Consider the following 25,111-nt stretch of genomic DNA (forward strand, 5'->3'; position numbering starts at 1 on the left):
CCGATAAAAGGGCGGGCTCCGGCTCGGGGCGTCACCGGATAGACCCCGCCGACGGAGGTGAGCCTATCAATCCAGAAAAACGGGCTAGAAGACACTTAAGCGATGACGACGTACCCCCGAATATGGAATCGATCGCGGCGACGTTGCTCACGCTCGTCGAGAGCTACGGCGTCGTCGTCCTGCTGGCCGTGTTCATCCTTGAGGGGGCGCTCGTCGGGAAGTTGATCCCGACGCGAACCCTCTTCGTCGCGGTCGTGATCGCGGTGGGCTCGGACGCCCTTGCGTTCCTTCCCGTCGTCGCAGCCGCCGTCGTCGGGGCGACGATCGGTCAGTGTCTGCTCTTCGTCTCCATCCGCCGGTATGGGATCGACCCGACGGAGGTGGACCTCATCCCCGTCACCGAGGAGCGGATCGATGGGGCCGATCGCTGGTTCGACCGCTGGGGATTGCCGGCCGTCGCGATGACGAACGCGCTGCCGGGCGTTCGCGGGTGGCTCGCGCTGCCGACGGCGACATCGTCGGTGTCGACGTCGCGGTTCGCCGTCGCCTCGTTGACCGGGACGGCGGCGTACGCGGGCGGCCTCGTCGCGCTCGCGGTGCTCCTCGACGGGGCGATCACCACGCTCGCCGGCGGGGCGCTCGCGTTCGCGTAGATGAGGGTCACACGGGATACACGGGAGCCAAACGGTGCCGTTCAGCGCCGGTGAAATCCTCGAATGGAGCCGGGCCAAGCGATCGCGAATCCGATCGGTCGCTTATAAACCCCACCAACCGGGTGGCGAGAGCACTTATATACGATCCATGGCGGTCGGCGCGCTCCGGTGAGCGCCCGAAGGGCGCGAAACCGAGCGCGAGGGAGCCCACGGCTGGCGTCAGCGCCAGCCGTGGCGAGGCTGGGGAGGCCTGAGGCTGCGGTGGGGTGTGGATACGGTGCGGTGCGAGTGCGGTGCGAGTGCGGCGGTGCGAGTGCGGCGACGATGTTCGATCCTCGCACCTCGCTCGTCGCTCCACCGAACAGGGCTCGCCGATCACAACACCGTCCCGTGTTTCTTTTCGGGAAGGTCCTTCCTGACATCCTCATAGAACTCGAACCGTGCCGCGAGCTCGGCACGCAGCGTCGAGGGGGGCACGATCTCGTCGATGACGACCTCGCTCGCCATCCGATGCACGTCGATGTCGCGGCGATACTCCTCGCGGAGCCGCGCCTCGGTCTCGGCGCGCTCGTCGGGGTCGTCGATCGCGGCGAGCTTCCGGGCGTACACGGCGTTTATTGCCGCTTCAGGGCCCATGATCCCGATCTCCCCGGAGGGTAACGCGATCGTGGATTCGGGGTCATAGGCGGGCCCGCCCATCGCGTAGATCCCCGCCCCGTACGCCTTGCGGACGACGACGGTCTGTTTCGGGACCGTCGCCGAGGAGGTCGCGTAGATCAGCTTTTTGCCCTGTTCGAGGATGCCGTCCCGTTCGACCTGTGAGCCCGCCATGAACCCCGGTGTATCACAGAGGTATAACAGGGGGATCTCGTAGGCGTCACAGGTCCAGATGAACTCCGCGGCCTTCTCGGCGGCATCGGGGAAGATGGCTCCCGAACGTTCGGTCGGCTGGTTGGCGACGACCCCGACCGAGCGCCCGTCGATCCGACAGAATGCGGTGACGATCTCGGGGCCGTAGTCGGGTTTCAACTCGAGAACGGACTCGGCATCGGCGATCCGATCGAGGAGGTCGTGGACGTCGTACGGGCGGTTCGGCGCGTCAGGGATCAGTTCGTCGATCCCAGCCGGCGGACGTTTCGGCGGTGTGGACTCCGCACGGGGCGGTTTCTCACCTGCTTTGTCCGGGAGGTAGCCGATCAGCGTCGCGACGAGTTCGCGGGCGTGCTCCTCGTCGCGGGCGACGAGGTCGGCGGAACCGGAGTGTTCGGCGTGGATCTGCGGGCCCCCGAGGTCCTCCATCGAGATCTCCTCGCCGGTGACCATTTCGACCATCCGCGGGGAGGCGATCGCCATCGCGGACATCCCCTCGACCATGACGGTGAAATCAGCGAAGACGGGGGTGTAGGCCGCGCCGGCGATACAGGGGCCGTAGAGGACACAGATCTGCGGGACCGCCCCCGAGAGCATCGAGTGGTTGTAGTAGTACTTCCCGATCCCCTCGCGGTTGGCAAAGAAGCCGCTCTGCTGGTCGATGCGTCCGCCGGAGGAGTCCATCAGATAGAGGACGGGCCGGCCGGTCTTCAGCGCGCGCTGTTGCATCCGGAGGAACTTCTCGACGCCGCGGGCGGCCATCGAGCCCGCCTTCACCGTGAAGTCGTTGGCCATGAAATGGACGTCACGACCCTCGAAGGTCGCCGCACCCGTGAGGAGGCCGTCGGCCGGAAGGCGGTCCCCCTCCTCGTATTCGTCGCCGTCGGGTGCATCCGGGTGCCAGTCGTCGAAGGCGGCGAACTTTCCGTCCTCGAACCGGACGCTCTCGGGAAGGCCCCGACCGGTATCTCCGCCCGGCGGATCGCCGCTGTCGGCCGAAGCATCTCGGCCGGCCGGGTCCCCGCGCGTGCCGTCGGGGCCGCCGAACCAGAGCTCGAGCCGGTCGCGGACGAACAGCTTGCCCTGTTCGGCAAGGCGCTCGCGGTAGCGCGCCGGACCACCTCGACGGATGTCCTCGATCTCCGCCCGGAGGTCGCGCTCGCGGTCGGTCGGCCCGAGGTCGTCCGCGATGGGATACTCGACCGCGGGTGGATCGGCGCGTGCGGCGGGTTCGTCGTCGTCACCGACGTGGACGGCGACGGCGACACCGAGGTGGTCGGCGAGCGACCGGGCGATCGCCTCGGCCTCCTCCGCCGTCGCCGCCGGACCGACGTGGACCTTCATATCCGGGAGATCCGTGGAGGATCCTAAACAGTTTTCCATGCGGGATCGGGACGGCCCCCGAAGCGACGGATCCGAGAGGGGCGACCGGTGCCGAGGATCGGGGAGTCACGAGGGTTTCGCCCCAAGTCCACCGGATGTGTACGATATGTCGATCGAGCAGTCGAATGTGTACGGTATGTCGATCGGCCAGTAAAGATATATACGTATGTGTGATACGTCGGCCATGAATCGGTTGAGAAGTGAACATACACGCCGTCAGGAGGGGACGAGCGGGGACGGCCGATGAGAACGGCACGGCAGGGATGAGCCGAACGCTCCTCCTCGGCGTCTGTCTCGCGGTGTTGTGTATCGCGGCGGCGACGGGGATGAGCGTCGCCCAGGACGAGGTCCAGTTCGTGCGCGGGGAGCCCGACCTCGACGTGTACGTCCCCGACGCAACGCTCACGCCCGGAACCACGACGGAGTTCACAGTACAAATCGCCAATGACGGGGAGGTTCGTGCCGGAGCCGTCGCACAGCGGGAACGGGTAACGACGGCCCGAGCCGTCACGGTGGAGGTGAGGGAGCGCCGGAGCCCGCTTACCGTCGAAACACGACGGCAGTCGATCGGCTCCGTCCCCGACGGGGAGATGCGTGAGGTCCCGATCACCGTCACCGTCCCGGAGGATGCCGAACCGGGCGAGTACTCGCTCGACGTGCGGCTTCGATATTCACATACCTTCCAATACTCGCCACGTGGCGGCGTTACACAGGAGCGAACGCGGACCACCACGGAACGAATCGACGTGACGATCGATGACAGCCCGCGGTTTGATCTGCGGACCGTCGACAGCGACGTCCAAGCCGGCGACTCCGGAACGGTCGTGACGGCGGTGACAAACGTCGGGGGCGAGCCTGCACGCGATATCACGGTCGATCTCGAATCGGTCAGCGACGACGTCACCCTCGGGCAGACGGGACGGAACGCCGCCCGGATCGACCGGCTCGATGCGGGCGAGAACGCGACCCTCAGCTACGACGTGACCGTCCGGGCCGACGCATCGATCCGCAACCTCACCCTCGACGGTGCGGTCCGATTCACCGATGCCGACGGCATTCAGGGGACCCAAGACGGGCTGTCGGTCGGACTGCTCCCGGAGGCCGAACAGGCGTTCGCACTCTCCGTGGACGAATCAACGCTCCGGGTCGGTGAGGCCGGAACCCTCCACGGAACGGTTCGAAACGATGGCCCCGCCGACGTACACAACGTGGTCCTCGATCTCGGTGAGGCCCAGTTCGAACCGCGGAGCGCCACGTACGCGATCGGTGACCTCGCGTCCGGAGAGTCGGCCGACTTCCGGTTCCGAGGAACGGTCCCGACCGAAGCCGACGCGGTTCCACAGCGGTTCGATCTGACGACACGATACCGAACGACTGCCAACAACGATCGCACGGCAGACGACGCGATCCACGTTCCGGTCGCCGAGCGTCGGGACGCGGTCGTGGTGACGGCCACCGAGACGGAGTTCGTCGCGGGTGAGGAGGGCGTCCTCGAACTGGCGGTGACGAATCAGCGGGACATCGACATCCGGGACGTGCGGCTCCGGCTCACCGCGGAGGAGCCCGTCTCGAGCGAGTTTCGCACGACGGTGATCACCTCGCTCCAGCCCGGAGCGACCGATCGCGTCGCGTTCGACCTCGAGATCGATAGCGACGCCCCACGGAGTCAGTTCCCGGTGACGGTGGATGTCGACTACCTCGATCACGAGAACGAGCAGAACACCGCTCGATCGTCGACGGTCGCGGTCGTCGTCACGGAGACCGATCGCGACGACCTCCCGGTTGAGCTGGTTATCTTCGGGGTGTTGGTGATCCTCGTCGCCGCCGGCGGCTGGTGGTTCTATGCGAGGTGAGCGCTGACGATGGCGCCGATCGAGGTCACGGAGCTGACGAAGGAGTACGGGGACGTGCGGGCGAACGACGCCGTGACGTTCAGCGTAAAACCGGGGGAGGTGTTCGGCTTTCTCGGCCCCAACGGGGCCGGAAAGTCGACGACGATCCGGATGCTGCTCGGGTTGCTCACGCCGACTGCGGGAACGGCGACCGTCCTCGGCGCGGACATCCACGACGAGTCGGCGTTGATCGACGCGAAACGGCGGATCGGCTACCTCCCGGCGCACCTCGGATTTCCCCCGACTGCCACGGGTGAAGCGGTGCTCGAATACCATGCATCGATGAAAGGGGACGAACGCCTCGACGAGCTGCTCGATATCTTTACTCCGCCCATCGAACGACCGATCCGGGAGTATTCGACGGGAAACAAGCGCATGCTCGGGCTGATTCAGGCGTTTATGCACGATCCCGACCTGGTGATCATGGACGAGCCGACGTCCGGGCTCGACCCGCTCAAACAGGAGGAGTTTAACGGGTTTATTAGGGCCGAACGGGACCGCGGAATGACGGTGTTCCTCTCCTCACACGTGCTTAGCGAGGTGCGACGCGTCTGTGACCGTGTCGGGATCATTCGGGGTGGTGAACTCGTCGAACTCGAAGACATCGAGACGCTCCTTCGTCAGGGGGGAAAACGGGTGCGGGTCACGACGACGGACGACACCGGCGCGCTCCTTTCGACGCTCGATGGGGTGGTCGATGTGCAACCGTTCCCGGATGGCGTGCAGTTCATCTATACCGGCGAGTACAACGCGCTGCTCCGGACGCTTGCCCGCCACGACGTCCGCGAGATCGATATCGGCGAGCCGCCGCTCGAGGACGTTTTTATCCACTACTACGGGCAGGAGGACACGTCGTCCGAATCGGGGACCGGATCCGATGCTTGAAACCGCCCGATACGAGGCCGGCCGTCGGGTGCGGGGATCGGTGGTGCTCTCGATCGCGGTCAGCTGTTATTCGGGGTTTATCATCTGGTACTTCACCGTCCTGGAGGGGGTCGCGATCGAGGACGTCTTCGAGGATCTCCCGCCCGCACTCCTCGAGGCGTTCGGGGTCCAAGACCTCGCGACGATCGAGGGCTTTCTCGGCGCACAGATCTACAATTTCGTGTGGCTGCTCGGGTTGGGGTTGTATTTCGCCTACGTCGCGGGGGGAACGATCGCCAACGACATCGAAAGCGAACGGATGGACCTCCTGCTCTCGTTTCCGATCTCCCGATCACGGCTCATCGCCGAGAAGTGTCTCTCCCTGTTCGTGCCGTTGGTCGTCGTGAACGTCGTCGTCGGGACCGTCATCTACCTCTTTGCCTCGTTCGTCGGGGAGTCGATCGATCCCCTCCATCTCCTGTTGGTTCACCTCCTGTCGCTCCCGTACCTGTTGGTCTGTGTGGGGATCGGACTGGTTTGTTCGGTCGTCGCCGATCGGGCGGCGATCGCGGAGCGGGCGGCCGTCGGCGTCGTGTTCGTGTTGTATCTCGTGGAATCGGTCGTCGGCGGGGCGGACGAGTACGACTGGATCCAGTATTTCAGCCCGACACACTACTACGAGCCGACGCCGCTGCTTATCGACGGGACCTACGACCTGATCGACAGCGGGATCCTGCTCGTCTCGTTCGTCGGCCTCCTGCTTCTCAGCCAGATCCTCTTTCATCGACGGGACATCTGAAACACGATTACCGTCGGGTAACCTATGCCGTATCTTCAAACTCACCTACTGGTATATTGGCGTTTAAGCGGAACGAGAGCATGAGAGACAATGTCATCCGAGAGCACGGCTTCCGGGGAGTCGAGAGACGGGGACACGATCGAGGGGAACGGGATGGATGGAGACGAAGCCGACGTTGCGGGAGAGACAACGACCGAGAGCGATACGGGATTGGCGTCGAACGTCGCGGGTGCGCTCACGTATCTCCTCGGACCGATCACGGGGATCCTGTTCTACATCATCGAGACGGAAGATCGGTTCGTTCGCTTCCACGCGGCCCAGAGCATCGTGGTGTTCGGCGGATTGTTTGCGCTCTCGATCGTGTTTACGGTCGTGGGGGCCGTACTCGCCGCGGTCCCAGTTATCGGCTGGGTGGTCGGGATCGTATTAGGGCTCGTCAGCCTGCTGCTCGCGCCGATCGGGCTGGTTCTCTGGTTGCTACTCATGTACAAGGCGTACGTCGGCGAGGAGTACGCGCTGCCCGTCGTCGGAGGCGTTGTCGAGAACAACATGATGAATTGAACGGCGATAGCGACCAACCGACGGCCCTCAGTCGTCCGCGAGCGACGTCTCAAGCCGGTCGACGAGTTCCGTGTTCCCGACGTATAGCGGGACGCGGTCGTGAAGTCCCTCCGCGTCGATCTCGAGGATCCGCGAGGCTCCGTCGGAGGCGGCACCGCCCGCCTGTTCGATCACGTACGCGATGGGGTTCGCCTCGAAGAGGAGCCGAAGCTTGCCGTCCGGGGCATCACGCAGCGCGGGATACGCGAAGATCCCGCCGTAGGTGAGCACCTGATTGACGTCGCCGACCATCGACCCGCCGTACCGGAGTTTGAGCTCGTCCTCGATCTCACGGACGTACTCTCTGAAGGGATCGGTCCAGTCGGGGACCCGTCCGCCGAACCCGTAGACGGTCGGCTCCGCTGGCAGTTCGAGGTCGGGAACGACGACCGACCGGGTGACGCCGTGTTCGGCGTCCGGATCGGGCTCGACGACCTCCTCACGAACCCCATCCCCGTCCGCGATCACCGCCGTCGTGATCGGGCCGAAGAGGACGTAGCCGGCCGCGACGAGGTGCTGCCCCGAGGCGGGAAGCGGCGCGTCATAGATCCCGACGACGGTCCCCATCACGTTGTTCGATCGAAGGTTCGAGGAGCCGTCGAGGGGGTCGACGGCGACCGCGTAGGCGTCCTCGGAGACGTCCTCGCCGGCGTCGAGCGCCTCCTGTCGCTCCTCGCTGACGTAGGATCCGACGCCCTCGACGGCCGAGAGCGCCTCCGCGAGCAGCTCGTCGGCGTAGAGGTCGCCCGCCATCACCGTCTCGCCGGAGGGATTTTCCGCCGCGTCGCTCTCGACGCGACGGTGGGGCAACTCGGCACGGATCGTCGGCGCCGTCGCCGCGATCGCATCGAAGATCGCCTCGACGACGGGATCGGAGCCGGGGGAAACGGCGTCGTCGCGTGCGGTGGGAGCCATCAGTTCGCGGCCTCCGCAAGCGCGAGCGCCTCGTCGGCCGTGGCGCCCTCGAAGACGACCGCCTCCAGGGCATCGAGGATCTCCGTCGGGTTTTCACGCTGGAAGACGTTGCGGCCGACCGCGAGCCCGTCGGCGCCGGCGTCCATGGCGGCCTCGACCATCTCCAGGAACGCGGCATCGTCCGTCTTCGACCCGCCGGACATGACGACCTTCGAGCGCGCCGCCATCTCGACGGCGTGTGCCATCGCCTTCATCGACCCCGGATACTTCACCTTCGTGACGTCCGCGCCGAGCTCCAGGCCGAGCCGCGTCGCGTAGGCGATCGTGTCGGCCGCGGTGTCGTTTTTCACGCCCTGTCCACGCGGATACGACCACATGACGACCCCCATGTCGTGCTCGCGAGCGCCCTCCTGCACCTCGCGGAACTCCTCGGCCATCTCGACCTCGTGGTTCGATCCGCCGTAGAGGGTAAATCCGACGGCGGACGCGCCGAGATCCTTCGCGTACTCGGGCGTGCAGTTGATCGGCGAGTCCGGCTCGCCCATCCAGAGGTTCGACGTGCCGTTCATCTTCAAAAGGAGGTTCACGTCGTCGGCGTAGTCCGGGTAGTACGCCTCCGCGATCCCCTTCTGGACGGCGACCGCCGTCACCGCGTCGTGGGTCCCGAGCTCGAAGATGGCCTCCGGGTCGGCGGTCTCCGGGTTCGGTTCGAAATCGACCGGCCCGTGTTCCAAGCCGTGATCATACGCCAGGATGAGGATCTTTCCGTCCCGCGCAATGGAGTCGGCGGCGTGTGGGAGCATCGTGTGTATAACCAGTTACATCGATAAAAAGGGCTGTGGTCAGCGGAGGGATGGCTCGTCGGCTGACGGGCCGGAAGCACGGGCGAGCGCCACCGTTGGGCCGTCTCCCACCAATCGAGTACTACGGCAGTAGTTAATCATCCGCGATTGAATCGGGGGTGGGCCGGATCACTCGTAGGCATCCCGAGCCGCCGCATGCCAGCGTTCGACGCGTTCGCGATCGAGACCGAGTACGTCGGCGACGTGCTCGTAATCCGCGGTGGCGAGACTCTTGACGGAGATGATACCGGCCTCCGCGAGCAGGGCTTCGGCCCCCGCGTCACCGGTCTCCTCACCGGTGTCGTCCGCAACCGCCGGAAGCGTCGAGATCGGGGTCGGTTTCGATCGCTCCCGCCACGCGGCCTCCGCGGCGAGCGGATCGCCGCTCCCGTCGGCCGTCGCCGCGGCAGAGCCGCTCCCCGAGGTGACCGAATCGTCGGTCGTCGCATCGTCCCGTTTCGCAGGGACGGAGTCCTTCGGGGAGTCTCCAGGTCGCTCCGTCGCCGTCTCCCAGTCGCCGGCGCTCGCGGCGACCCACGCCGCCTCGGCTCGGCCCAGACCGCGGACCTGCGTCGAGCGCCGGTCGAGCCCCTCGCCCGCCTCGAAGGACCACGAGAGCGAGTGCTCACGGCGGATCTTCGCGGCGACGCCGGGGTTCACCCCCGCATCGACGAGCTGTCGGTAGGAGACCCGTTTGCTTCGGATATCGGCCGCCGACAACGACGAGGCCGAGAGGGTTTCGGCCGTCGCCTCGCCGACCCAACGCAGGCTGATCGCTGCGGGCTCGTCGGACCCAGCGACGGAGTCCTCGGGGGACTCGTCCGCGTCGGCGTCTGCCATCGCTTCTCACCTGAACGAAACACGGAGCGGATACAAGAACGTTCCCCCGCCGGTTCTCGACCGTGAGTGTCGATCGCGCCGTCACGCGACGGCAGCGAAAGCGTCCCTTCCGCAAGGTTTACGCGCTCGCCCTCGCCAGCGGTTCGCATGCGCGAGCTTTCGGAGATCGACGTCGTCGGTGTCGTCGGCGCGGGGACGATGGGGAACGGGATCGCCACGGCCGCGGCCGCCGCCGGCTACGAGGTCGTCATCCGCGACATCGAGCAGGCGTACGTCGACCGCGGCCTCGCGGCCGTCGAGGACAGCCTCGATCGGCTCGCCGGGAGCGACCGGCTGGCGGAGGACCCGGAGACGGTTCGCGAGCGGGTACGCGGGACGACCGAGTTGTCCGACCTCGCGGACGCCGACCTGGTGATCGAGGCCATCGTCGAGGACCTCGACGTGAAACGTGAGGTGTTCGCCGAGTTGGACGCGATCGTCGCCGACGGCGTCGTCCTCGCGAGCAACACCTCGACGCTCTCGATCACGACCATCGCCGCCGCGACCGACCGCGCGAGCGACGTGGTCGGGATCCACTTTATGAACCCCGTCCCGGTGATGAAGGGGGTCGAGATCGTCGTCGGCGAACGGACCCACGAGGCGGTCGTCGCGCTCGCACACGCGTTCGCGGCGGATCTCGGCAAGGAGACGTGGGAGTCCGACGATAAGCCCGGCTTCGTCACCAACCGGATCCTCATGCCGTGGATCAACGAGGGCGTTCGCGCCTACGACGAGGGCGTCGCGACGAAAGCCGACATCGACCGCGGGATGAAACTCGGCACCAACGTCCCGATGGGGCCGCTCGAACTCGCCGATCACATCGGGCTCGACGTGGTGCTCCACGCCAGCGAGACGCTGCACGCGGAACTCGGCGACCGATACACGCCCGCCTACCTCCTGAAACGAAAGGTGGAGGCGGGTGATCTGGGCAAAAAGACCGGACGGGGATTTTACGAGTACGACTAGGCTGTATTCAATTACGAGGGTGACGAGGCCGTGTTCAATTACGCGTACGACGAGGCCGTGTTCACAGCGTCTCCACCCACGCCCGCGCCAGCGTCGCGACGATCACACAGATGACGACGCCGAGCACACCCGTAACCATGGAGGCCGCGAGGGTGCCGACGATCACCGCCGCACCGCCGCCGTACTGGCGATTGCGGATCGCGGTGGCATCGGGTTCCTCCGGGTCGTCCGGCTTTGTGGTAGCGTTCCCGCGGGACATCGTTCCGTCGAGCCGGATCGCCCGCCGCGGGGCGGCGACGCTCACGACGCCGTAGGCGACGATGGCGGCGAAGACGAACGTTAACGCGAGCGCTTGCACGTCGTCCCCGAGTCGCCGCGCCGACGTAACCCTTACCCACCGTGACCGCCAACCCGGGGTATATGACTGATGAGCGGGAGGAACGTCGACACGAGTTCTCCGCCGGGCAGGGGGTCGACGCCGGCTACGACGAGTTCACGCTGGATCCGCCGGAGCTATCGGTCGACCCGACGACGGTCGATCCGGTCGACTCGCGGGTCCTCACCGATCTCCTGGACGAGCGAAACGTCGGATCGGACGCCGTCGACGTCGATCAACTGCTGGAGGTCGGCTTAGAATACATGGGGATAAACCGGTTCGAGGAGGCGACCGAGACGTTCGAGCGGGCCGCCCGATTCGCCGAGGAGGACTCACTCGACGCACAGGAGGCGTGGACGAACAAGGGGGTCGCCCACGCCGAGTTGGGCGAGTACGACGAGGCGATCGGCGCCTACGAGGAGGCGCTCCGGATCGACGACGACTCCGAACACGCCGCGACCGCGGAGACCAACCTGGCGTACGCCCTCTGGGAGTTCGGGCGACACGAGCAGGCGCTCGAACACGCCGAGCGCGCCGTCGAGATCGACCCCCGGTTCGCACAGGCGTGGTACAACCGCGGCTTCTTCCTGATCGAGCGGGGGCTCGCGGAGGACGCCGTCAGCTGCTTCGACAACGCGCTTCGACTCGGGTTCCGGAACGCCGAGGTGTTGGAGGAGAAAGCGCGCGCATTGGAGGAGATGGGCGAACACGAGCAGGCCGAGGCGGTCGCGGAACGCGCCGAACAGGAGCGCCGCGAGCAGGAGGCGGCACTGGTGAACGAGCATGCAGGAGGTGCGAGCGGATCGGGAGCCGCCGCCCCGCCGGAGCGCGAGCTGCAGGGGGAGGGCCCCGAGGGCTTTTAACTCATGTTGCTTCGCGAGCGCGAGACGAAGGAGGGGCTTCTCGTCTCCGTCTGTGACCCCGACTGTCTCGGCGAGACGTTCGAGAACGGCCGGGCGAGCATCACCGTCTCCGAGTCGTTTTATGCGGGTGAGGACGCCGTCGAGGCGACCCCCGAGGAGGTCGTCGCCGGATTGCAGCGCGCACAGGTGGCGAATATCGTCGGCGAGGAGGCGGTCGGTGTCGCCGTCGACGCCGGGCTCGTCGATGAGGAGACGGTCCTTGAATTCGGCGAGACGCGACATGCACAGTTGCTCTGGCTCTAGGTTGGGATCCTCGATCACCGACGTCACGTAACGCTTTTATACGACGTGCGGACTCGTATGAGGTAATGAGCGCGTGGACTCGTCGCGTCGCCGCCCTTTTCCGAGAGCGACGAGTCGTTCGAGCGCGACGAGTCGTCCGACCGCGACGGGATTCCGGCGCGGCGCGACGACGGCCCCTTTCGGGCCACTAACACATCCCTCGTCGCGTTCGCGCCGTTTCGTCCCGCAGAGTCATCACGCCGTCCGGACCCCCGGGCGGAGAGCGCCCGCCCCGCGATTTTATTACAAATACGAAACCGCTGAATTTAATACCGTGACCCTGTTTTACTCCGATAATGGCGAAAGCAGCACTCGCGTTCAGCGGGGGACTTGATACGACCGTCTGCGTGCCGATCTTGAAAGAGGAGTACGGCTACGACGAGGTCATCGGCGTCAACGTCGACGTCGGCCAGCCGACCGAGGAGTTCGACGAGGCCGAGGAGACCGCGGAGGCGCTGGGGCTCGAACTCCACGTCGTCGACGCCAAAGCGGAGTTCGCGGACCTCTGTTTCGACGCGGTGAAGGCGAACGCGACGTATCAGGGCTATCCGCTCGGAACCGCGCTCGCCCGCCCGGTGATCGCCGAGGCGATCCTCGGGGTCGCAAAGGAGGAGAACTGTGACGCGGTCGCGCACGGCTGTACGGGGAAGGGCAACGACCAGCTCCGCTTCGAGACGGTCTGGCGCGGCTCCGACCTCGAAGTGATCGCGCCCGTCCGCGAACTCGGACTCACCCGCGAGTGGGAGATCGAGTACGCCGCGGAGAAGGACCTGCCCGTCGAGACGGGCGACGGCGGCGTCTGGTCGATCGACGAGAACATCTGGTCACGCGCGGTCGAGGGCGGGAAACTCGAGAACCCGAACTACGTCCCCCCGGAGGACATTTATAAATGGACCGCCGAGCCGTCCGGCGAGACGACCATCGAGATCACCTTCGAGGCGGGCGTTCCCGTCGCCGTCGACGGCGAGGAGATGGACCCCGTCCCGCTCATTCAGCATCTCAACGAGTACGCGGGCGAGTACGGCGTCGGCCGCACGGACGTGATGGAGGACCGCATGCTCGGGCTGAAGGTTCGCGAAAACTACGAACACCCGGCCGCGACGGTCCTGCTCACCGCCCACGGCGCCTTGGAAGACCTCGTGCTCACGAAGAACGAGCGCTCGTTTAAGAAGGGGATCGAACAGGAGTGGGCCGAGAAGGCCTATCAAGGGCTCGTCTTCGCGCCCCTCGTCGACGCGCTGGACGCGTTCATCGACGAGACGCAGGACGTCGTGACGGGGACGGCGACCGTGAGCGTCGCCGGCGGCAACTGCCGCGTCGTCGCCCGCGACTCCGCGTATGCGGTCTACTCCGAGGAGATGGCCTCGTTCAACACCGCGGACGTCGCCGGCATCGCCCAGGACGACGCGACCGGCGTCGCGAAGTACCACGGCCTGCAGGAGCGTCTCGCGAACTCCGTAAAGGCGGGCGTCTCGAAGCCCGAGTTGGCGACGGACGGCAGCGGGAACGAAGCCGACGACGCCCAGGACTAAGACGATGACCGGCGACGACCCCGAGACGGCGATCCGACGCGACCGCTTCAGCGGCGGTCCGGCCCGCGGGTTCCTGTCGAGCCTCGCGGCCGACGCGGCGATCTTCGAGGCCGACCTCGCGGTCGACCGCGCCCACGTGGTGATGCTCGCGGAGCAGGGGATCATCGAGGAGGACGTCGCCGGCGAGATCCTCGCGGCCCTCGCGGACGTGGAGGCAGCGGGACACGACGCCTTACCCGACGGCGAGGACGTTCACGAGGCGATCGAGACGGCCGTGATCGAGCGCGTCGGCCCCGACGGCGGGCGGATGCACACGGCCCGCTCGCGCAACGACGAGGTCGCCGCCTGTATCCGCTACCGGCTCCGCGAGGACGTGTTGGCGGCGATCGAGGCGACGATCGCGCTGCGCGAGTCGCTTTCGGCGGTCGCCGCCGAGCACGTCGAGACGCTCATGCCGGGATACACCCATCTCCAGCCGGCCCAGCCGACGACGGTCGGGCATTACCTCGCCTCCTACGAGGGAGCGATCGCCCGCGACACGGGGCGGCTGTTCGACGCGTATGACCGCATCAACCGGTCGCCGCTCGGGGCGGCCGCGTTCGCGGGGACACCGTTTGAGATCGATCGAGACCGGACGGCCGAGCTGCTCGGGTTCGACGGGACGGTCCGCAACTCGATGGACGCCTCCTCCGCGCGCGACTTCCTCGCGGAGACGGCGAACGCGTTCGCGACGCTCGCGACGACGCTCTCGGGGCTCGCGGAGGACCTGATCCTCTTCGCGAACAAGGGGTATCTGGATCTGTCGGACGACTACGCCTCGACCTCCTCGATCATGCCCCAGAAGAAGAACCCCGACACGCTGGAGCTGACCCGTGGGGTCGCCGGCGACGCGATCGGGGAGGCGACGGGGACGCTGAGCCTCTTAAAAGGGCTTCCCCGGGCGTACAACCGTGACCTCCAGCGCGCTCACGCGGGCGTGTTCGAGATCGCGGACGACGTGACGGAGGCGACGGGGATCGCCGCCGGCGCGCTCGCGACGGCGACGTGGAACGTCGAGGCGCTCGCGACGGCTGCCGGCGAGGGCTTTTCGACGGCGACGGGTGTCGCCGACCTGCTCGCGATGGCGGGGCTGCCCTTCCGAACGGCACACGAGATCGTCGCCGCGGCGGCCCCCACGATCGAGGACGGGATGGAGCCGGCGGCGGCGGCCGCGATCATCGACGAGGCCGCACGTGAGGTCCTGGACGAGCCGCTCGCGTCGTACGTGGATCCCGCCGACGTCGAGGCGGCACTCGATCCGGCCGCGAGCGTCGCGGAGCGGGACTCCGCCGGCGGACCAGCGCCGGTAGCCGTCGAGGCGGCGCTGTCGGATGCGACGGAGACGCGTATGGCGGACGCGGAGGCACTCACGAACCGCCGTGAGGCGCTTGCGTCGGCCGGGAAACTGCGTGAATCGGCGGTGGCCGACCGTGTGTGAGGGATGCCGATGAAACAATGATACGAAATCAGACATACTGACACGCAATATTTGCTTTCAGACGCATATGGGGCCGTTAAAGGCATTTTTAGTACATGACTGTTTTAATATATTTTCGATGCTTTTATACGCATGTAGGTACGAGTGGCGAGTACAATGACGAACGACACCGATGCGCTGATCGCGGAGGACCCCATTACGGGCGAGGAGATCGAGCTGCCGGCCGACGTCGAGGTCGGCGAGATCATCGACAGCCCCGTCACGGGCGCGGAGCTCGAGGTCATCTCGCTCGATCCCGTCGTGTTGGAGGAGGCACCCGAACTCGAGGAGGACTGGGGCGAGTAGATGACGACGACGGGCACGGAGTGGTGCGAATGAACCCCGCATTGGAGCCACAGCGATGAAGGTCGGGATCCTCTACTCGCGGATCCGCCGCGACGAGAAGCTGCTGCTCGCGGAGCTCCGGGAGCGCGGCCACGAGGTCGAGAAGATCGACGTCCGGAAGGCCCGGTTCGGGCTGGAGGGAACGACGGCGGCCGTCGAGGACCTCGACATCGTCGTCGACCGCTGTCTGGCGACGAGCCGCTCGCTCTACGCGACGGAGTTCCTCGCGTCCTACGGCGTGCCCGTGGTGAACGGCCCGGAGACGGCCACGATATGTGCCGACAAGGTGAAGAACTCGCTGGCGCTCGCGGACGCTGGGCTCCCGACGCCGAGGACCGAGGTCGCGTTCACGACGGACGCCGCCCTCGAGATCATCGAGGCGTTCGGCTACCCATGCGTGCTCAAGCCCGTCGTCGGGTCATGGGGCCGGCTGATGGCGAAGATCGACTCCCGGAACGCCGCGGAGGCGATCCTCGAACACAAAGCGACGCTCGGTCACTACCAACACAAGATTTTCTACGTCCAGGAGTTCGTCGAGAAACCCGGCCGCGACATCCGCGTCCTCGCCGTCGACGGCGAGCCGATCGCCGCGATGACGCGCACGTCGGACCACTGGTTGACGAACGCCGCGAAGGGCGGGAAGACCGCGGAGTTCGAGATCACGGATGACGTTCGCGAGCTGGTCGAGCGCGCCTCCGAGGCGGTCGGCGGCGGCCTTCTCGGGATCGACCTCATGGAGATCGGTGGCGCGGACTCGGGCAGCTACACGATCCACGAGGTGAACCACACCGTCGAATTTAAGGCGCTGAACGATTCGGTGGCGACGGACGTGCCGGCCGCGGTCGTCGACTGGCTGGAGGCGGTCGCTGAAGAACACACGACGGAGGCGACGAACGCATGAGCGACAACGCGAAAGCGGACGGAGGGACGAGCGACGACACCTACACGGCGAGCGTCGTGGGTGGAACCGGCTTTACCGGCGGCGAGCTGCTTCGGTTGCTCGCCGGCCACCCGAACTTCGAGGTCGTGCAGGCGACCTCCCGCTCGAACGTGAACAAAACGGTCGGTCGGACACACCCGAACCTGCGCGATCTGGACCTGCGCTTTTCCGACCCCGACGACCTCGAATCCGTCGACGTGCTCTTTGCGGCGACGCCACACGGCGTCTCGATGGAGGCGATAGATGAGTTTTTCGAGGCCGCGGACACGGTCGTCGACCTCTCTGCTGACTTCCGGCTCCCGGACGCGGCGGGATACGACGAATGGTACGACGGCCACGTCTCGCCGGAATACCTCGACCGCGCCGAATACGCGCTCCCGGAGCTCAACGGCGAGAACCTTCCGGGGGCCGAGCTGATCGCCGGCGGCGGCTGTAACGCGACCGCGACGATCCTCGGGTTGAAACCCCTCGTCGACGAGGGCGTCCTCGGCCCCGAAACGGGCGAGGTCGTCGTCGACGTGAAGGTCGGCTCCTCCGAAGGTGGGGCCGGCGGCGGTGCGGCCTCCTCACACCCGGAGCGCTCGGGCGTCGTCCGACCCTACGCGCCGACCGGCCACAGGCACGAAGCGGAGATCGAAGCCTACCTCGGGCTCTCCGTCTCCTTCACCGTCCACGCGGTCGACATGGTCCGTGGCGCGAGCGCGACCTGTCACGTCTTCCCCGAGGAACCCGTCTCGAAACGGGACCTCTGGGGCGCATACCGTGGAGCCTACGCCGAGGAACCGTTCATGCGGATCGTCTCCGGCGGCGGTGGCGTCTATCGCTACCCCGAGCCGAAGGCAGTTGCCGGCACGAACTACGGCGAGGTCGGCTTCGAACTCGACCCCGGCAACCGCCGGATCGTCGTCTTCTCGGCCATCGACAACATGATGAAGGGATCGGCCGGGCAGGCCGTTCACGCGACCAACCTCGCGCTCGGGTTGCCCGAGACGGCCGGCCTTGAATTCGGCGGGCTTCACCCGGTGGGGTCGCCATGAGCGGAGCGAACGGCGGCAGCGACGCGGATTCCCCACCCGTCGTCGTGAAAATCGGCGGCGCGAAGGCGGTCGATCCGGCCGGCGCGATCGGCGACGTCGCCGACCTCGTCGCCGACGGGCGGCACGTCGTGGTCGTTCACGGCGGCTCGACCGTCGTCGACGAGACGATCACGCGGCTCGGGATGGAGCCGGAGTACGTCGAATCGGCCTCCGGCGTCACCGGCCGCTTTACCGACGCCGAGACGATGGAGGCGTTCACGATGGCGATGGCCGGCAAACTCAACACCGAGTTGACCGCGCTGTTCCGGTCGGCGGGCGTCGACGCGGTCGGGCTGAGCGGCGTCGACGGCGGCCTGCTCTCGGGCCCGCGGAAGTCGGCCGTTCGCGTCGTCGAGAACGGCAAAAAGAAGATCCGCCGTGGGGAACACTCCGGGCGGATCGAATCGGTGAACGCCGACCTCCTCGACGGATTGTTGGCCGACGGCTACACGCCGGTCTGCTCGCCGCCGATGGCGGGCGAGGAGTCCGATGACACGATCACGCCAGTCAATACGGACGCGGACCGGGCGGCGGCGGCGGTTGCCGGCGCGCTCGACGCCGAACTCGTGTTGTTGACCGACGTCGCCGGGGTCTATGCCGACCCCGACGATCCGGAGACGGTGATCGATTCCGCGGCGACGCCAGCGGGGTTTGAATCAGTGAAATCGGCCGCGGAAGGCTTCATGGGCAAGAAGGTGATGGCCGCACGGGAGGCGCTAACGGAGGGCGCACCCCGCGTTATCGTCGCCGACGCCAACGTGGAGAACCCGATCGTCTCCGCGCTCGACGGCACGGGAACGACCATCGAGCGTGCTGCCGTGGTGGAGGACGGAGCGAGTGGAGCGGACGGAGAAAATGGAGCGGACGAGAATGCCGAAGCGAAGGCGGAGGTGGACGGATGAGCGGCTTCGTCTTCTCCGAGAAGCCGATCGAGATCGTCAGCGGCGACGGCGTCTATCTGACCGATACGAACGGGAACGACTACCTCGATTTCGGCGCGAGCTACGCGTGCACGCCGGTCGGCCACTGTCATCCGGAGGTCGTCGACGCGGCGACGAGCCAGCTGGAGGAGCTGATCTACGTACAGGCCTCCTATCCACACGCCGCACGCACGGCACTCTATGAGCAGCTGGCCGAAACCGGCCCGGTCGACATCGATCACGTCTGGCTCTGTAACTCCGGCACGGAGGCGAACGAGGCGGCGTTGAAGTTCGCGCGGTCCGCGACGGGCCGTGAGAAGATCATCGCCACGACGCAGGGCTTCCACGGCCGGACGATGGGCGCGCTGGCGACTACCTGGAAACGGAAGTATAAAAAGGACTTCGAGCCACTCGCCGGCGGTGTGGAGTTCGTCCCCTACGGCGACGCCGAGGCGATGCGCGAGGCCATTGACGAGGAGACCGCCGCCGTGATCCTCGAACCGTTGCAGGGGGAAGGGGGGATCAACCCGGTTCCGACCGAGTACCTCCAGACGGTCCGCGTCGCGACCGCGACGAACGGCGCGGCGATGATCCTCGATGAGATCCAGACCGGGCTCGGACGGACCGGGTCGATGTGGGCGGCGGAGACCCACAACGTGGTCCCGGACATCCTCACGACCGCGAAGGGACTCGGGAGCGGCCTCCCGATCGGGGCGACGCTCTGTCGCGGCTGGATCGCGGAGAGCGCCGGCGACCATGGATCGACGTTCTCCGGCGGCCCCGTCGTCTCGGCGGCGGCGGGCGCGACCCTCGACGTGATCGAACGCGAGGGCCTCGCTACGAACGCCGCCAAAGTCGGCGCGTACCTCCGCGAGGAAGCGGAGCGTCGGCTCGGCGACGACATCCGTGAGGTTCGCGGATCCGGCTTGATGATCGGCATCGAGGTGAAGCGCGGATCGAATCGGCTGTTGCGCGACCTCGCGCTTACTCACGGAATCCTCGCGCTGCCGGCCGGTCGGACAGTCCTGCGGCTGTTGCCGCCGCTCACGGTCACCCACGAGCACGCCGACGAGGTCCTCGATGCGATCGAGGAGGTGATCGGATGACCGCCGCACCCGAGGGAACCAGTCAGTCGGATGATGTCGACGGCACGACCGGCGACGAAGCCGCCGACAATGTGGAAGATTCGGTCGGCCGCGGCGTGACGGACGTCCTCGCCGGCGGCGGCTATCCCAAAGCCTGTGACACGGCGGGGCGGAAGCTCCTGTACGACCTCGTCTCGATCCCCTCACCCTCCGGTGAGGAGACGGCCGCGGCCGAGCGGCTGGTCGACTTCTTCGAGGTGAACGGTCGGGAGGCGTGGATCGACGACGCCGGCAACGTTCGCGCGCCCGCGAACGACGCCGTCCTGCTCACCTCGCACATCGACACCGTTCCCGGTGACATCCCGGTTGAGGTTCGTCCAGCACCCCCGGAGGGTGAGATCGAGGGGACGACTGGGGTTAGGGTCGGCGAGCCCGGCGAACCCGTCCTGTGGGGCCGTGGCTCCGTCGACGCGACCGGGCCGCTGGCCGCGTTGGCGGTCGCCGCGGTGAAGACCGGAACCTCGTTCGCGGGCGTCGTCCGAGAGGAAGTGGACTCGGGCGGAGCGCGGCATCTGATCGCCGACCGCGACGCACCGAAGGCCGTTATAAACGGCGAGCCGTCAGGCTGGACGGGGATCACCCTCGGATATCGTGGCCTGCTCGAAGGAACGTACGTGAACACGAGCGAATCAGGCCACTCCTCCCGCCCCGAGCCGAACGCGATCCAGCACGCGATCGACTGGTGGCACGGGGTTGAAGAGACGTTCACGCCGGCCGATCCGGACACGGCGGTCTTCGATCAGGTGACGACGAAGCCCATCTCGATCGACGGCGGGTTGAGCGACGATGGCCTCGCGGTGGAGACGACGATGGAGGTCCAACTTCGCGTCCCGCCCTCCCGACCCGTCGACGAGATCCACGAACTCGCCGAAGCGGAACTCACGACGGGGTCGGTCCACTGGGGCGACCCGATGCCGCCCGTGATGGAGAGTCCGCGTACGGACCTCGCGCGCGCATTCCGCGTCGCGATCCGTCGTGAGGGCGGCGACGTCCGCTTGCTCCGGAAGACCGGGACGAGCGACATGAACCTCTTTGCAGCGGCGTGGGACTGCCCGATGGTCACCTACGGACCCGGAAACTCCGAACTGGATCACGCGCCCGATGAACGGCTCCCGCTGTCGGATCTCGACCACGCGATCGCGGTGCTGACCGATGTCTGCATGACGCGGCTGGAGGACTGAGAGATAATGGCACTCGAAACCGACGACTTCCTCGATATCGACGACGTAACGCCCGCGGAACTCGATGCGTTGCTCTCGCGTGCCGCCGCGATGAAAGCCGGCACGGACGACCCACGATTGACGGACGCGACGCTCGGGATGATCTTCGAGAAGCCGTCGACGCGGACACGGGTCTCCTTCGAGACGGGAATGACCCGCCTCGGCGGCCACGCGATGTTTCTCGGCCCCGACGACATCCAACTCGGACACGGCGAGCCGCTCAGGGACACCGGCCGGGTGTTGGGCCGCTACGTCGACGTGGTGATGGCACGGCTGTTCGATCACGCCGACGCGGAGACGCTCGCCGAGTACGCTGACTGTCCGGTAATAAATGGACTCACCGACGACGCACATCCCTGTCAGACCCTCGCCGACCTGCTCACCATCCGTGAGACGGTCGGCGAGGACGCACACGTCGCGTGGATCGGCGACGGGAACAACGTCGGCCAATCGTTCGTCGTCGGTGCGGCGATGGCCGGGATCGACGTTTCGGTCGCCACGCCCGCGGAGTACGGGATGGACCCGAGCGTGTTCGAGCGTGCGGCCGCCTTCGGGGTGGAGATCGAGCCGACGACCGATCCGGAAGCCGCCATCGAGGGCGCGGACATCATCTACACCGACGTCTGGGTCTCGATGGGACAGGAGGATCAGCGCGCTGAGAAACTCTCGGCCTTCGAGGGCTTTCAGGTGAATCGCGAGTTGCTCTCCGGGACGGACGCGAAGGTGATGCACTGTCTGCCCGCCCATCGTGGCGAGGAGATCACCGACGACGTGATGGAGTCGGACCGCGTGCTCGTCTGGGATCAGGCCGAAAACCGGATGCACGCACAGAACGCGCTGCTCGTCGAGTTGCTCGGGGACACGTAGGCGACGTTTTTTTGACGGGTCGTGGCCACAGATCGTCGAGTGCGACAGACGTGACCGTCAGGGCAGTCGCTCCGCGTGTTCGACGACGACGCGCCCGAGCGTCTCCGTTCGTCGCCTGAGGTCCTCGTCGGTGATGTCGCCGTCGCTCACGACACTGGAGGCACCACGAATGCCGACCTCGTGTGGGACGACCCACGCGTGAACGTTCCGGAAGGTGGACCGAAGGTGTTCGAGCGCCGCCCCGTAGGACCCCCCGCCGGCGGTCACGAGGAGGCCGACGGCGGTGTACTCGTACTCGTCCGAGCCACAGAAGTCGTGGAAGTTCTTGAACGTCGACGAGAAGGAGCCACGGTACACCGGCGACCCGGCGAGCACGCCATCGGCCTCGCGAACGATCCGTTTCAGGCGCTCGCTGTCGCCCTGTTCGTCCACATCGGGATGATAGAGCGGGAGGTCGACGGTCCCGAGGTCGATCAACTCGGTGTCGGCGCCGGCGTCCTCGGCGGCCGCGAGCGCGACGTGGAGCGCTGTCCGTGTCGTACTGGTGTCTCGGCGACTGCCGGAGATCGCGACGATTCGAACCATGGCCGGTCTCCGTGACGTGCGTGGAAAAACGATCTGAGATTGCCTGGCGATATCTATCGGTTGAGTGGCGAACAGGCGGCACATCCCGTTTTCCACGCCGGCGTGCCGCACATCCGCCGTGACCGACGTGGAGCCGTCGTCAACGCATGGGTGGTTTGGCCTCGGTATCGTATATAAGAGATCGGCAGGGAGAAGACGCTTGAACGTCGTGTACGACGGCGTCGTCGGTGGGGAGGGAACGTGAATTAAAAGCAGGCCAACGCGTCCGTCAGTCGCGATCTTTTCGTACTAGGCGATCTTCCCGCACTAGGCGATCTTCTCGTACTGTTCGGAGAGCTTCTCGGCCGCCGCATCGAGCAGGTCGGCTTCGTAGTCGTCGAGGTCCCACTCGATCACTTCTTCGACGCCGTTGGAGCCGAGTTTGGCGGGGACGCCGATGGCGGTATCGTCGTAGCCGTACTCGCCGTCGAGCACGACGGAGCAGGGAAGCACCTCGCCGGTGTCGTTTACGATCGCCTCGACGGTGTGGGCGACGCCCGTGGCGGGCCCCCACTGGGTGGCCCCCTTTCGGCTGATAACGTCCATCGCGGACTCCGTGAGGTCGTCGAGGATCTCCGCTTTTTCGTCCGCATCGAACGTGGGGTCACGACCGTTCACGCGAACTTTCGAGAAGACCGGCGCCTGTGCGTCGCCGTGTTCACCGAGGATCGTCGCCTCAACGTTTCGGACGGGGGCGTCGAAGCGCTCGGAGAGGACGTAGCGGAAGCGCGCGGAGTCGAGGCGGCCGCCGAAGCCGACGACCTGATACCGGTCGCGATCGCCCGCCTCGTAGAGGTGTCGGTTGAGCAGGTCAACCGGGTTCGAGGTGGTGACGGTGATGAAATCGTCGTTATACTCGGCCAGTTGGGAGCCGATATCCTCCATGATCGGCGCGTTGTCGCCGGCGAGATCGATCCGCGTCTGTCCCTCCTGGCGGGGGATTCCCGCCGTGATCACGACGACATCGGAGCCGGCGGTGTCGGCGTACTCGCCCTGCCTGACGGTCGTGTTCGAGTCGTACGCGACCCCGTGGTTCGTGTCGGCCGCTTGGCCGATCGTCGTCTCCCGCTGGTCGGGAATGTCGACGAAGACGAGTTCGTCCACGACGTCACGCAGTGCGAGGTTGTAGCCGGCCGCGGCACCGACGGTGCCCGCGGCGCCGACGACGCTAACTTTCGTCATACAACGTGAACACCCGGCCGGCCGCCGAGTAAACGTTTCGAAACGCGGAGTGTCATGTCCGTTCGTCGGTGTGTGGGTCCGTCGTTCGTCGAACCTGTATCGTCGAAACGATCGCCGCACGTCGCGAAACGCATAACTGCGGCCGCCGCCGACCGAAAACCGTGCCGACGTTCCGCTATCCGTGTCCCGATTGCCGGACGACAAACAGCCTCCACGATGCGGATTGTGAATTCGAGGGGGTGAGCTGGCCGACCATCGAGAACGCGTACACGGATCTGCTTGCGGTTCTCACGCGCCGGTCCGACGGCCTCACGGAATCGGCGCTCAGGTCGGCGGTACATGGCGAGTGGGGCGGGATTCATAAGGCAGCTCTCGGTGCGTTAGAGCGTGAACAGCGGATCGCGCGCGAGGACGACGTCCTCCGGCTGTTGACCGCGGCGGAGTTCAAAGAGCTCATCTCCGAGCCGACACGCGAGCCGATGCGAACCGTCTACACACATGGCTCCGTTCCCGGCTGTCACGACAACGCCGTCTTCGCGATGATCGCGTGGTACGAGATGGTCGGGCTCTCCTGGCCCGAGACGAAAGAGAACGTGATCGAGTGGCTCCGGGACTCCGGCGCGTGGGATCGCGGCGGGTTCGAGGAGTCGAGCCCGGAGGAACTCGTCGAGCGAAAACGACACGTCTACGAGCAGGGATACGGCTGGAAGGAGAAGGGACAGGCCGCAAAGCGGGTTATCGAGCGGCATCGGTGACGGATCCCGCGCGACAGTGACGAGGAGTTTTGACGGCGGCGAGGGTCCCGGGCGGAGACGGCGAGAGTCCCGGCGGAAGCAGCGACGACTGCACGACAGGTTTAGAACGCCAAGCATCATTATCAGCCACGTATGCTTCCGGTCCCCGTCCCGCCGTGGCCCGTGCTCGGATCGCTTGCGGGCGGGGTGGGTGCGGTATGGCTCGCATGGACGATTCGGCAGTACCGCGGCAAGCCGGGCGTTGATTGGTTCCTACTCGTCTTCGCTGCGCAGGCGCTCTGGTGTTTCGCGTATGGCACCGGACTGCTCGTAACCGATCCGCTTCTCCGAAAGGTACTCGAAGGCGCGACGTGGCTCGGCATCATCTGGACGGGGATCGCGTTCCTCGGCTTCGCCCTGGAGTACACCGGTCGAGGGGAGGTGATCCGAAGCCGGCTCTTCGTTGGGAGCGTCGGCTTCGGCCTGCTCTCGACAGCATTGCTCGTGACGAATCCGGCACATGGGGCCTTCTGGACCGGATTTACCCACGATCCCATCTTCGGGGTTGCCACCGTCTCGTACGCATTCGGTCCGTGGGCGTATGTGGTCGTCGCCGTGGGGAGCGTGTTAGTCGCCAGCGCGGTGTTTCTGCTCGTCGATACGTTGCTCAGTTACGGAGAGTCAAGGAGAAAGCCTCGCCGTTCACGGCGGGGATGAATCCGACAAAAACATACGCAAACCACCGGTCGATAGCACGGCAGGATAT

25 protein-coding genes and 1 pseudogene are annotated in these 25,111 nt (G+C 66.4%); 19 read left to right on the forward strand and 7 right to left on the reverse strand.

Features of this window, described 5'->3' with window-relative positions; genetic code table 11:
* Nucleotides 1-122: 122 nt before the first annotated feature.
* Nucleotides 123-653 (forward strand): DedA family protein, encoded by a 531-nt coding sequence (locus CHB65_RS13490; protein WP_089385581.1) that lies wholly within the window; start codon nucleotides 123-125, stop codon nucleotides 651-653.
* Between the two features lie 375 nt (nucleotides 654-1,028).
* Here the strand turns inward: CHB65_RS13490 and CHB65_RS13495 are convergent, their stop codons facing one another.
* Nucleotides 1,029-2,867, reverse strand: coding sequence for an acyl-CoA carboxylase subunit beta (locus tag CHB65_RS13495; RefSeq protein ID WP_089385582.1), 1,839 nt, complete (start codon nucleotides 2,865-2,867; stop codon nucleotides 1,029-1,031).
* 302 nt (nucleotides 2,868-3,169) lie between these two features.
* Between CHB65_RS13495 and CHB65_RS13500 the strand changes: the two genes are divergently transcribed.
* The 4 genes from CHB65_RS13500 to CHB65_RS13515 all read left to right on the forward strand — a co-directional run bounded on the left by CHB65_RS13500 (nucleotide 3,170) and on the right by CHB65_RS13515 (nucleotide 7,022).
* Nucleotides 3,170-4,759 carry a COG1361 S-layer family protein gene (locus CHB65_RS13500; RefSeq protein ID WP_089385583.1) on the forward strand — a complete coding sequence of 530 codons (1,590 nt, stop codon included), beginning with the start codon at nucleotides 3,170-3,172 and terminating at the stop codon, nucleotides 4,757-4,759.
* Nucleotides 4,760-4,768: 9 nt separating this feature from the next.
* Nucleotides 4,769-5,683, forward strand: coding sequence for an ABC transporter ATP-binding protein (locus tag CHB65_RS13505; RefSeq protein ID WP_089385584.1), 915 nt, complete (start codon nucleotides 4,769-4,771; stop codon nucleotides 5,681-5,683).
* Nucleotides 5,676-6,461: an ABC transporter permease subunit gene (locus CHB65_RS13510; RefSeq protein ID WP_089385585.1), complete on the forward strand. Its 786-nt coding sequence runs from the start codon at nucleotides 5,676-5,678 to the stop codon at nucleotides 6,459-6,461. Before CHB65_RS13505 ends, CHB65_RS13510 begins: the two co-directional genes overlap by 8 nt.
* Nucleotides 6,462-6,551: 90 nt before the next feature.
* Nucleotides 6,552-7,022: a DUF4870 domain-containing protein gene (locus tag CHB65_RS13515; RefSeq protein WP_218818951.1), complete on the forward strand. Its 471-nt coding sequence runs from the start codon at nucleotides 6,552-6,554 to the stop codon at nucleotides 7,020-7,022.
* Nucleotides 7,023-7,049: 27 nt separating this feature from the next.
* On the opposite strand, the gene CHB65_RS13520 is transcribed toward CHB65_RS13515, so the two are convergent.
* The 3 genes from CHB65_RS13520 to CHB65_RS13530 form a co-directional block, all read right to left on the reverse strand.
* Nucleotides 7,050-7,976: a class 1 fructose-bisphosphatase gene (locus CHB65_RS13520; protein WP_089385586.1), complete on the reverse strand. Its 927-nt coding sequence runs from the start codon at nucleotides 7,974-7,976 to the stop codon at nucleotides 7,050-7,052.
* A complete protein-coding gene (locus CHB65_RS13525) occupies nucleotides 7,976-8,779 on the reverse strand; it encodes a class I fructose-bisphosphate aldolase (RefSeq protein ID WP_089385587.1) in 804 nt (267 codons plus the stop codon). The genes CHB65_RS13520 and CHB65_RS13525 overlap by 1 nt, the downstream gene beginning before the upstream one ends.
* Nucleotides 8,780-8,947: 168 nt before the next feature.
* The gene (locus CHB65_RS13530; protein WP_089385588.1) at nucleotides 8,948-9,658 is read right to left on the reverse strand and encodes a DUF7409 domain-containing protein; all 711 of its coding nucleotides are present in this window, start codon (nucleotides 9,656-9,658) and stop codon (nucleotides 8,948-8,950) included.
* A gap of 147 nt (nucleotides 9,659-9,805) precedes the next feature.
* On the opposite strand from CHB65_RS13530, the gene CHB65_RS13535 reads away from it, so the two are divergent.
* On the forward strand, nucleotides 9,806-10,663 hold the full coding sequence (locus tag CHB65_RS13535) for a 3-hydroxyacyl-CoA dehydrogenase family protein (RefSeq protein WP_089385589.1): 858 nt from the start codon (nucleotides 9,806-9,808) through the stop codon (nucleotides 10,661-10,663).
* A gap of 61 nt (nucleotides 10,664-10,724) precedes the next feature.
* On the opposite strand, the gene CHB65_RS13540 is transcribed toward CHB65_RS13535, so the two are convergent.
* Entirely contained in the window at nucleotides 10,725-11,021 is a 297-nt protein-coding gene (locus CHB65_RS13540; RefSeq protein WP_089385590.1) for a hypothetical protein, read from the reverse strand.
* Between the two features lie 62 nt (nucleotides 11,022-11,083).
* Between CHB65_RS13540 and CHB65_RS13545 the strand changes: the two genes are divergently transcribed.
* The 11 genes from CHB65_RS13545 to argF all read left to right on the forward strand — a co-directional run bounded on the left by CHB65_RS13545 (nucleotide 11,084) and on the right by argF (nucleotide 21,805).
* Nucleotides 11,084-11,902, forward strand: a complete 819-nt coding sequence (locus CHB65_RS13545; protein WP_089385591.1) for a tetratricopeptide repeat protein — start codon at nucleotides 11,084-11,086, stop codon at nucleotides 11,900-11,902.
* Between the two features lie 3 nt (nucleotides 11,903-11,905).
* Complete coding sequence (locus tag CHB65_RS13550; protein WP_089385592.1) at nucleotides 11,906-12,205, forward strand: DUF424 domain-containing protein; 300 nt, start codon at nucleotides 11,906-11,908, stop codon at nucleotides 12,203-12,205.
* Nucleotides 12,206-12,540: 335 nt separating this feature from the next.
* A complete protein-coding gene (locus tag CHB65_RS13555) occupies nucleotides 12,541-13,776 on the forward strand; it encodes an argininosuccinate synthase (RefSeq protein WP_089385593.1) in 1,236 nt (411 codons plus the stop codon).
* A 4-nt stretch (nucleotides 13,777-13,780) separates the two neighbouring features.
* Nucleotides 13,781-15,253 carry an argininosuccinate lyase gene (gene argH / locus CHB65_RS13560; protein WP_089385594.1) on the forward strand — a complete coding sequence of 491 codons (1,473 nt, stop codon included), beginning with the start codon at nucleotides 13,781-13,783 and terminating at the stop codon, nucleotides 15,251-15,253.
* 156 nt (nucleotides 15,254-15,409) lie between these two features.
* Nucleotides 15,410-15,598 (forward strand): lysine biosynthesis protein LysW, encoded by a 189-nt coding sequence (lysW, locus tag CHB65_RS13565; RefSeq protein ID WP_089385595.1) that lies wholly within the window; start codon nucleotides 15,410-15,412, stop codon nucleotides 15,596-15,598.
* Nucleotides 15,599-15,653: 55 nt separating this feature from the next.
* A complete protein-coding gene (lysX, locus tag CHB65_RS13570; RefSeq protein ID WP_089385596.1) occupies nucleotides 15,654-16,538 on the forward strand; it encodes a lysine biosynthesis protein LysX in 885 nt (294 codons plus the stop codon).
* Entirely contained in the window at nucleotides 16,535-17,614 is a 1,080-nt protein-coding gene (argC, locus tag CHB65_RS13575; protein WP_089385597.1) for an N-acetyl-gamma-glutamyl-phosphate reductase, read from the forward strand. Before lysX ends, argC begins: the two co-directional genes overlap by 4 nt.
* The gene (locus CHB65_RS13580; protein ID WP_089385598.1) at nucleotides 17,611-18,555 is read left to right on the forward strand and encodes an acetylglutamate/acetylaminoadipate kinase; all 945 of its coding nucleotides are present in this window, start codon (nucleotides 17,611-17,613) and stop codon (nucleotides 18,553-18,555) included. The genes argC and CHB65_RS13580 overlap by 4 nt, the downstream gene beginning before the upstream one ends.
* Nucleotides 18,552-19,679: an aspartate aminotransferase family protein gene (locus tag CHB65_RS13585; RefSeq protein WP_089385599.1), complete on the forward strand. Its 1,128-nt coding sequence runs from the start codon at nucleotides 18,552-18,554 to the stop codon at nucleotides 19,677-19,679. The genes CHB65_RS13580 and CHB65_RS13585 overlap by 4 nt, the downstream gene beginning before the upstream one ends.
* Nucleotides 19,676-20,899: a [LysW]-lysine hydrolase gene (locus CHB65_RS13590; RefSeq protein ID WP_089385600.1), complete on the forward strand. Its 1,224-nt coding sequence runs from the start codon at nucleotides 19,676-19,678 to the stop codon at nucleotides 20,897-20,899. The genes CHB65_RS13585 and CHB65_RS13590 overlap by 4 nt, the downstream gene beginning before the upstream one ends.
* A 6-nt stretch (nucleotides 20,900-20,905) precedes the next feature.
* Complete coding sequence (gene argF / locus CHB65_RS13595) at nucleotides 20,906-21,805, forward strand: ornithine carbamoyltransferase (protein WP_089385601.1); 900 nt, start codon at nucleotides 20,906-20,908, stop codon at nucleotides 21,803-21,805.
* Nucleotides 21,806-21,862: 57 nt separating this feature from the next.
* Here argF and CHB65_RS13600 read toward each other — a convergent pair whose 3' ends face one another.
* On the reverse strand, nucleotides 21,863-22,390 hold the full coding sequence (locus CHB65_RS13600) for an NADPH-dependent FMN reductase (protein ID WP_089385602.1): 528 nt from the start codon (nucleotides 22,388-22,390) through the stop codon (nucleotides 21,863-21,865).
* Between the two features lie 306 nt (nucleotides 22,391-22,696).
* Nucleotides 22,697-23,611 carry a malate dehydrogenase gene (mdh, locus tag CHB65_RS13605; protein ID WP_089385603.1) on the reverse strand — a complete coding sequence of 305 codons (915 nt, stop codon included), beginning with the start codon at nucleotides 23,609-23,611 and terminating at the stop codon, nucleotides 22,697-22,699.
* Between the two features lie 161 nt (nucleotides 23,612-23,772).
* On the opposite strand from mdh, the gene CHB65_RS13610 reads away from it, so the two are divergent.
* Both CHB65_RS13610 and CHB65_RS13615 read left to right on the forward strand, forming a co-directional pair.
* Complete coding sequence (locus CHB65_RS13610; RefSeq protein ID WP_089385606.1) at nucleotides 23,773-24,366, forward strand: DUF7474 family protein; 594 nt, start codon at nucleotides 23,773-23,775, stop codon at nucleotides 24,364-24,366.
* Nucleotides 24,367-24,498: 132 nt separating this feature from the next.
* A pseudogene (locus CHB65_RS13615) lies at nucleotides 24,499-25,038 on the forward strand (histidine kinase N-terminal 7TM domain-containing protein); the annotation flags it as partial.
* Nucleotides 25,039-25,111: the final 73 nt, after the last annotated feature.

The sequence above is a fragment of the Halorubrum vacuolatum genome, from assembly GCF_900188065.1.
GTDB classification, from domain to species: Archaea; Halobacteriota; Halobacteria; order Halobacteriales; family Haloferacaceae; genus Halorubrum; species Halorubrum vacuolatum.

Excerpts from the sequence above, each read along its gene's own strand:
- CHB65_RS13490 (WP_089385581.1), top strand. The coding sequence starts at position 123 with ATGGAATCGATCGCGGCGACGTTGCTCACGCTCGTCGAGAGCTACGGC.
- CHB65_RS13495 (WP_089385582.1), bottom strand. The coding sequence starts at position 2,867 with ATGAAGGTCCACGTCGGTCCGGCGGCGACGGCGGAGGAGGCCGAGGCG.
- CHB65_RS13500 (WP_089385583.1), top strand. The coding sequence starts at position 3,170 with ATGAGCCGAACGCTCCTCCTCGGCGTCTGTCTCGCGGTGTTGTGTATC.
- CHB65_RS13505 (WP_089385584.1), top strand. The coding sequence starts at position 4,769 with ATGGCGCCGATCGAGGTCACGGAGCTGACGAAGGAGTACGGGGACGTG.
- CHB65_RS13510 (WP_089385585.1), top strand. The coding sequence starts at position 5,676 with ATGCTTGAAACCGCCCGATACGAGGCCGGCCGTCGGGTGCGGGGATCG.
- CHB65_RS13515 (WP_218818951.1), top strand. The coding sequence starts at position 6,552 with ATGTCATCCGAGAGCACGGCTTCCGGGGAGTCGAGAGACGGGGACACG.
- CHB65_RS13520 (WP_089385586.1), bottom strand. The coding sequence starts at position 7,976 with ATGGCTCCCACCGCACGCGACGACGCCGTTTCCCCCGGCTCCGATCCC.
- CHB65_RS13525 (WP_089385587.1), bottom strand. The coding sequence starts at position 8,779 with ATGCTCCCACACGCCGCCGACTCCATTGCGCGGGACGGAAAGATCCTC.
- CHB65_RS13530 (WP_089385588.1), bottom strand. The coding sequence starts at position 9,658 with ATGGCAGACGCCGACGCGGACGAGTCCCCCGAGGACTCCGTCGCTGGG.
- CHB65_RS13535 (WP_089385589.1), top strand. The coding sequence starts at position 9,806 with ATGCGCGAGCTTTCGGAGATCGACGTCGTCGGTGTCGTCGGCGCGGGG.
- CHB65_RS13545 (WP_089385591.1), top strand. The coding sequence starts at position 11,084 with ATGACTGATGAGCGGGAGGAACGTCGACACGAGTTCTCCGCCGGGCAG.
- CHB65_RS13550 (WP_089385592.1), top strand. The coding sequence starts at position 11,906 with ATGTTGCTTCGCGAGCGCGAGACGAAGGAGGGGCTTCTCGTCTCCGTC.
- CHB65_RS13555 (WP_089385593.1), top strand. The coding sequence starts at position 12,541 with ATGGCGAAAGCAGCACTCGCGTTCAGCGGGGGACTTGATACGACCGTC.
- argH (WP_089385594.1), top strand. The coding sequence starts at position 13,781 with ATGACCGGCGACGACCCCGAGACGGCGATCCGACGCGACCGCTTCAGC.
- lysW (WP_089385595.1), top strand. The coding sequence starts at position 15,410 with ATGACGAACGACACCGATGCGCTGATCGCGGAGGACCCCATTACGGGC.
- lysX (WP_089385596.1), top strand. The coding sequence starts at position 15,654 with ATGAAGGTCGGGATCCTCTACTCGCGGATCCGCCGCGACGAGAAGCTG.
- argC (WP_089385597.1), top strand. The coding sequence starts at position 16,535 with ATGAGCGACAACGCGAAAGCGGACGGAGGGACGAGCGACGACACCTAC.
- CHB65_RS13580 (WP_089385598.1), top strand. The coding sequence starts at position 17,611 with ATGAGCGGAGCGAACGGCGGCAGCGACGCGGATTCCCCACCCGTCGTC.
- CHB65_RS13585 (WP_089385599.1), top strand. The coding sequence starts at position 18,552 with ATGAGCGGCTTCGTCTTCTCCGAGAAGCCGATCGAGATCGTCAGCGGC.
- CHB65_RS13590 (WP_089385600.1), top strand. The coding sequence starts at position 19,676 with ATGACCGCCGCACCCGAGGGAACCAGTCAGTCGGATGATGTCGACGGC.
- argF (WP_089385601.1), top strand. The coding sequence starts at position 20,906 with ATGGCACTCGAAACCGACGACTTCCTCGATATCGACGACGTAACGCCC.
- CHB65_RS13600 (WP_089385602.1), bottom strand. The coding sequence starts at position 22,390 with ATGGTTCGAATCGTCGCGATCTCCGGCAGTCGCCGAGACACCAGTACG.
- mdh (WP_089385603.1), bottom strand. The coding sequence starts at position 23,611 with ATGACGAAAGTTAGCGTCGTCGGCGCCGCGGGCACCGTCGGTGCCGCG.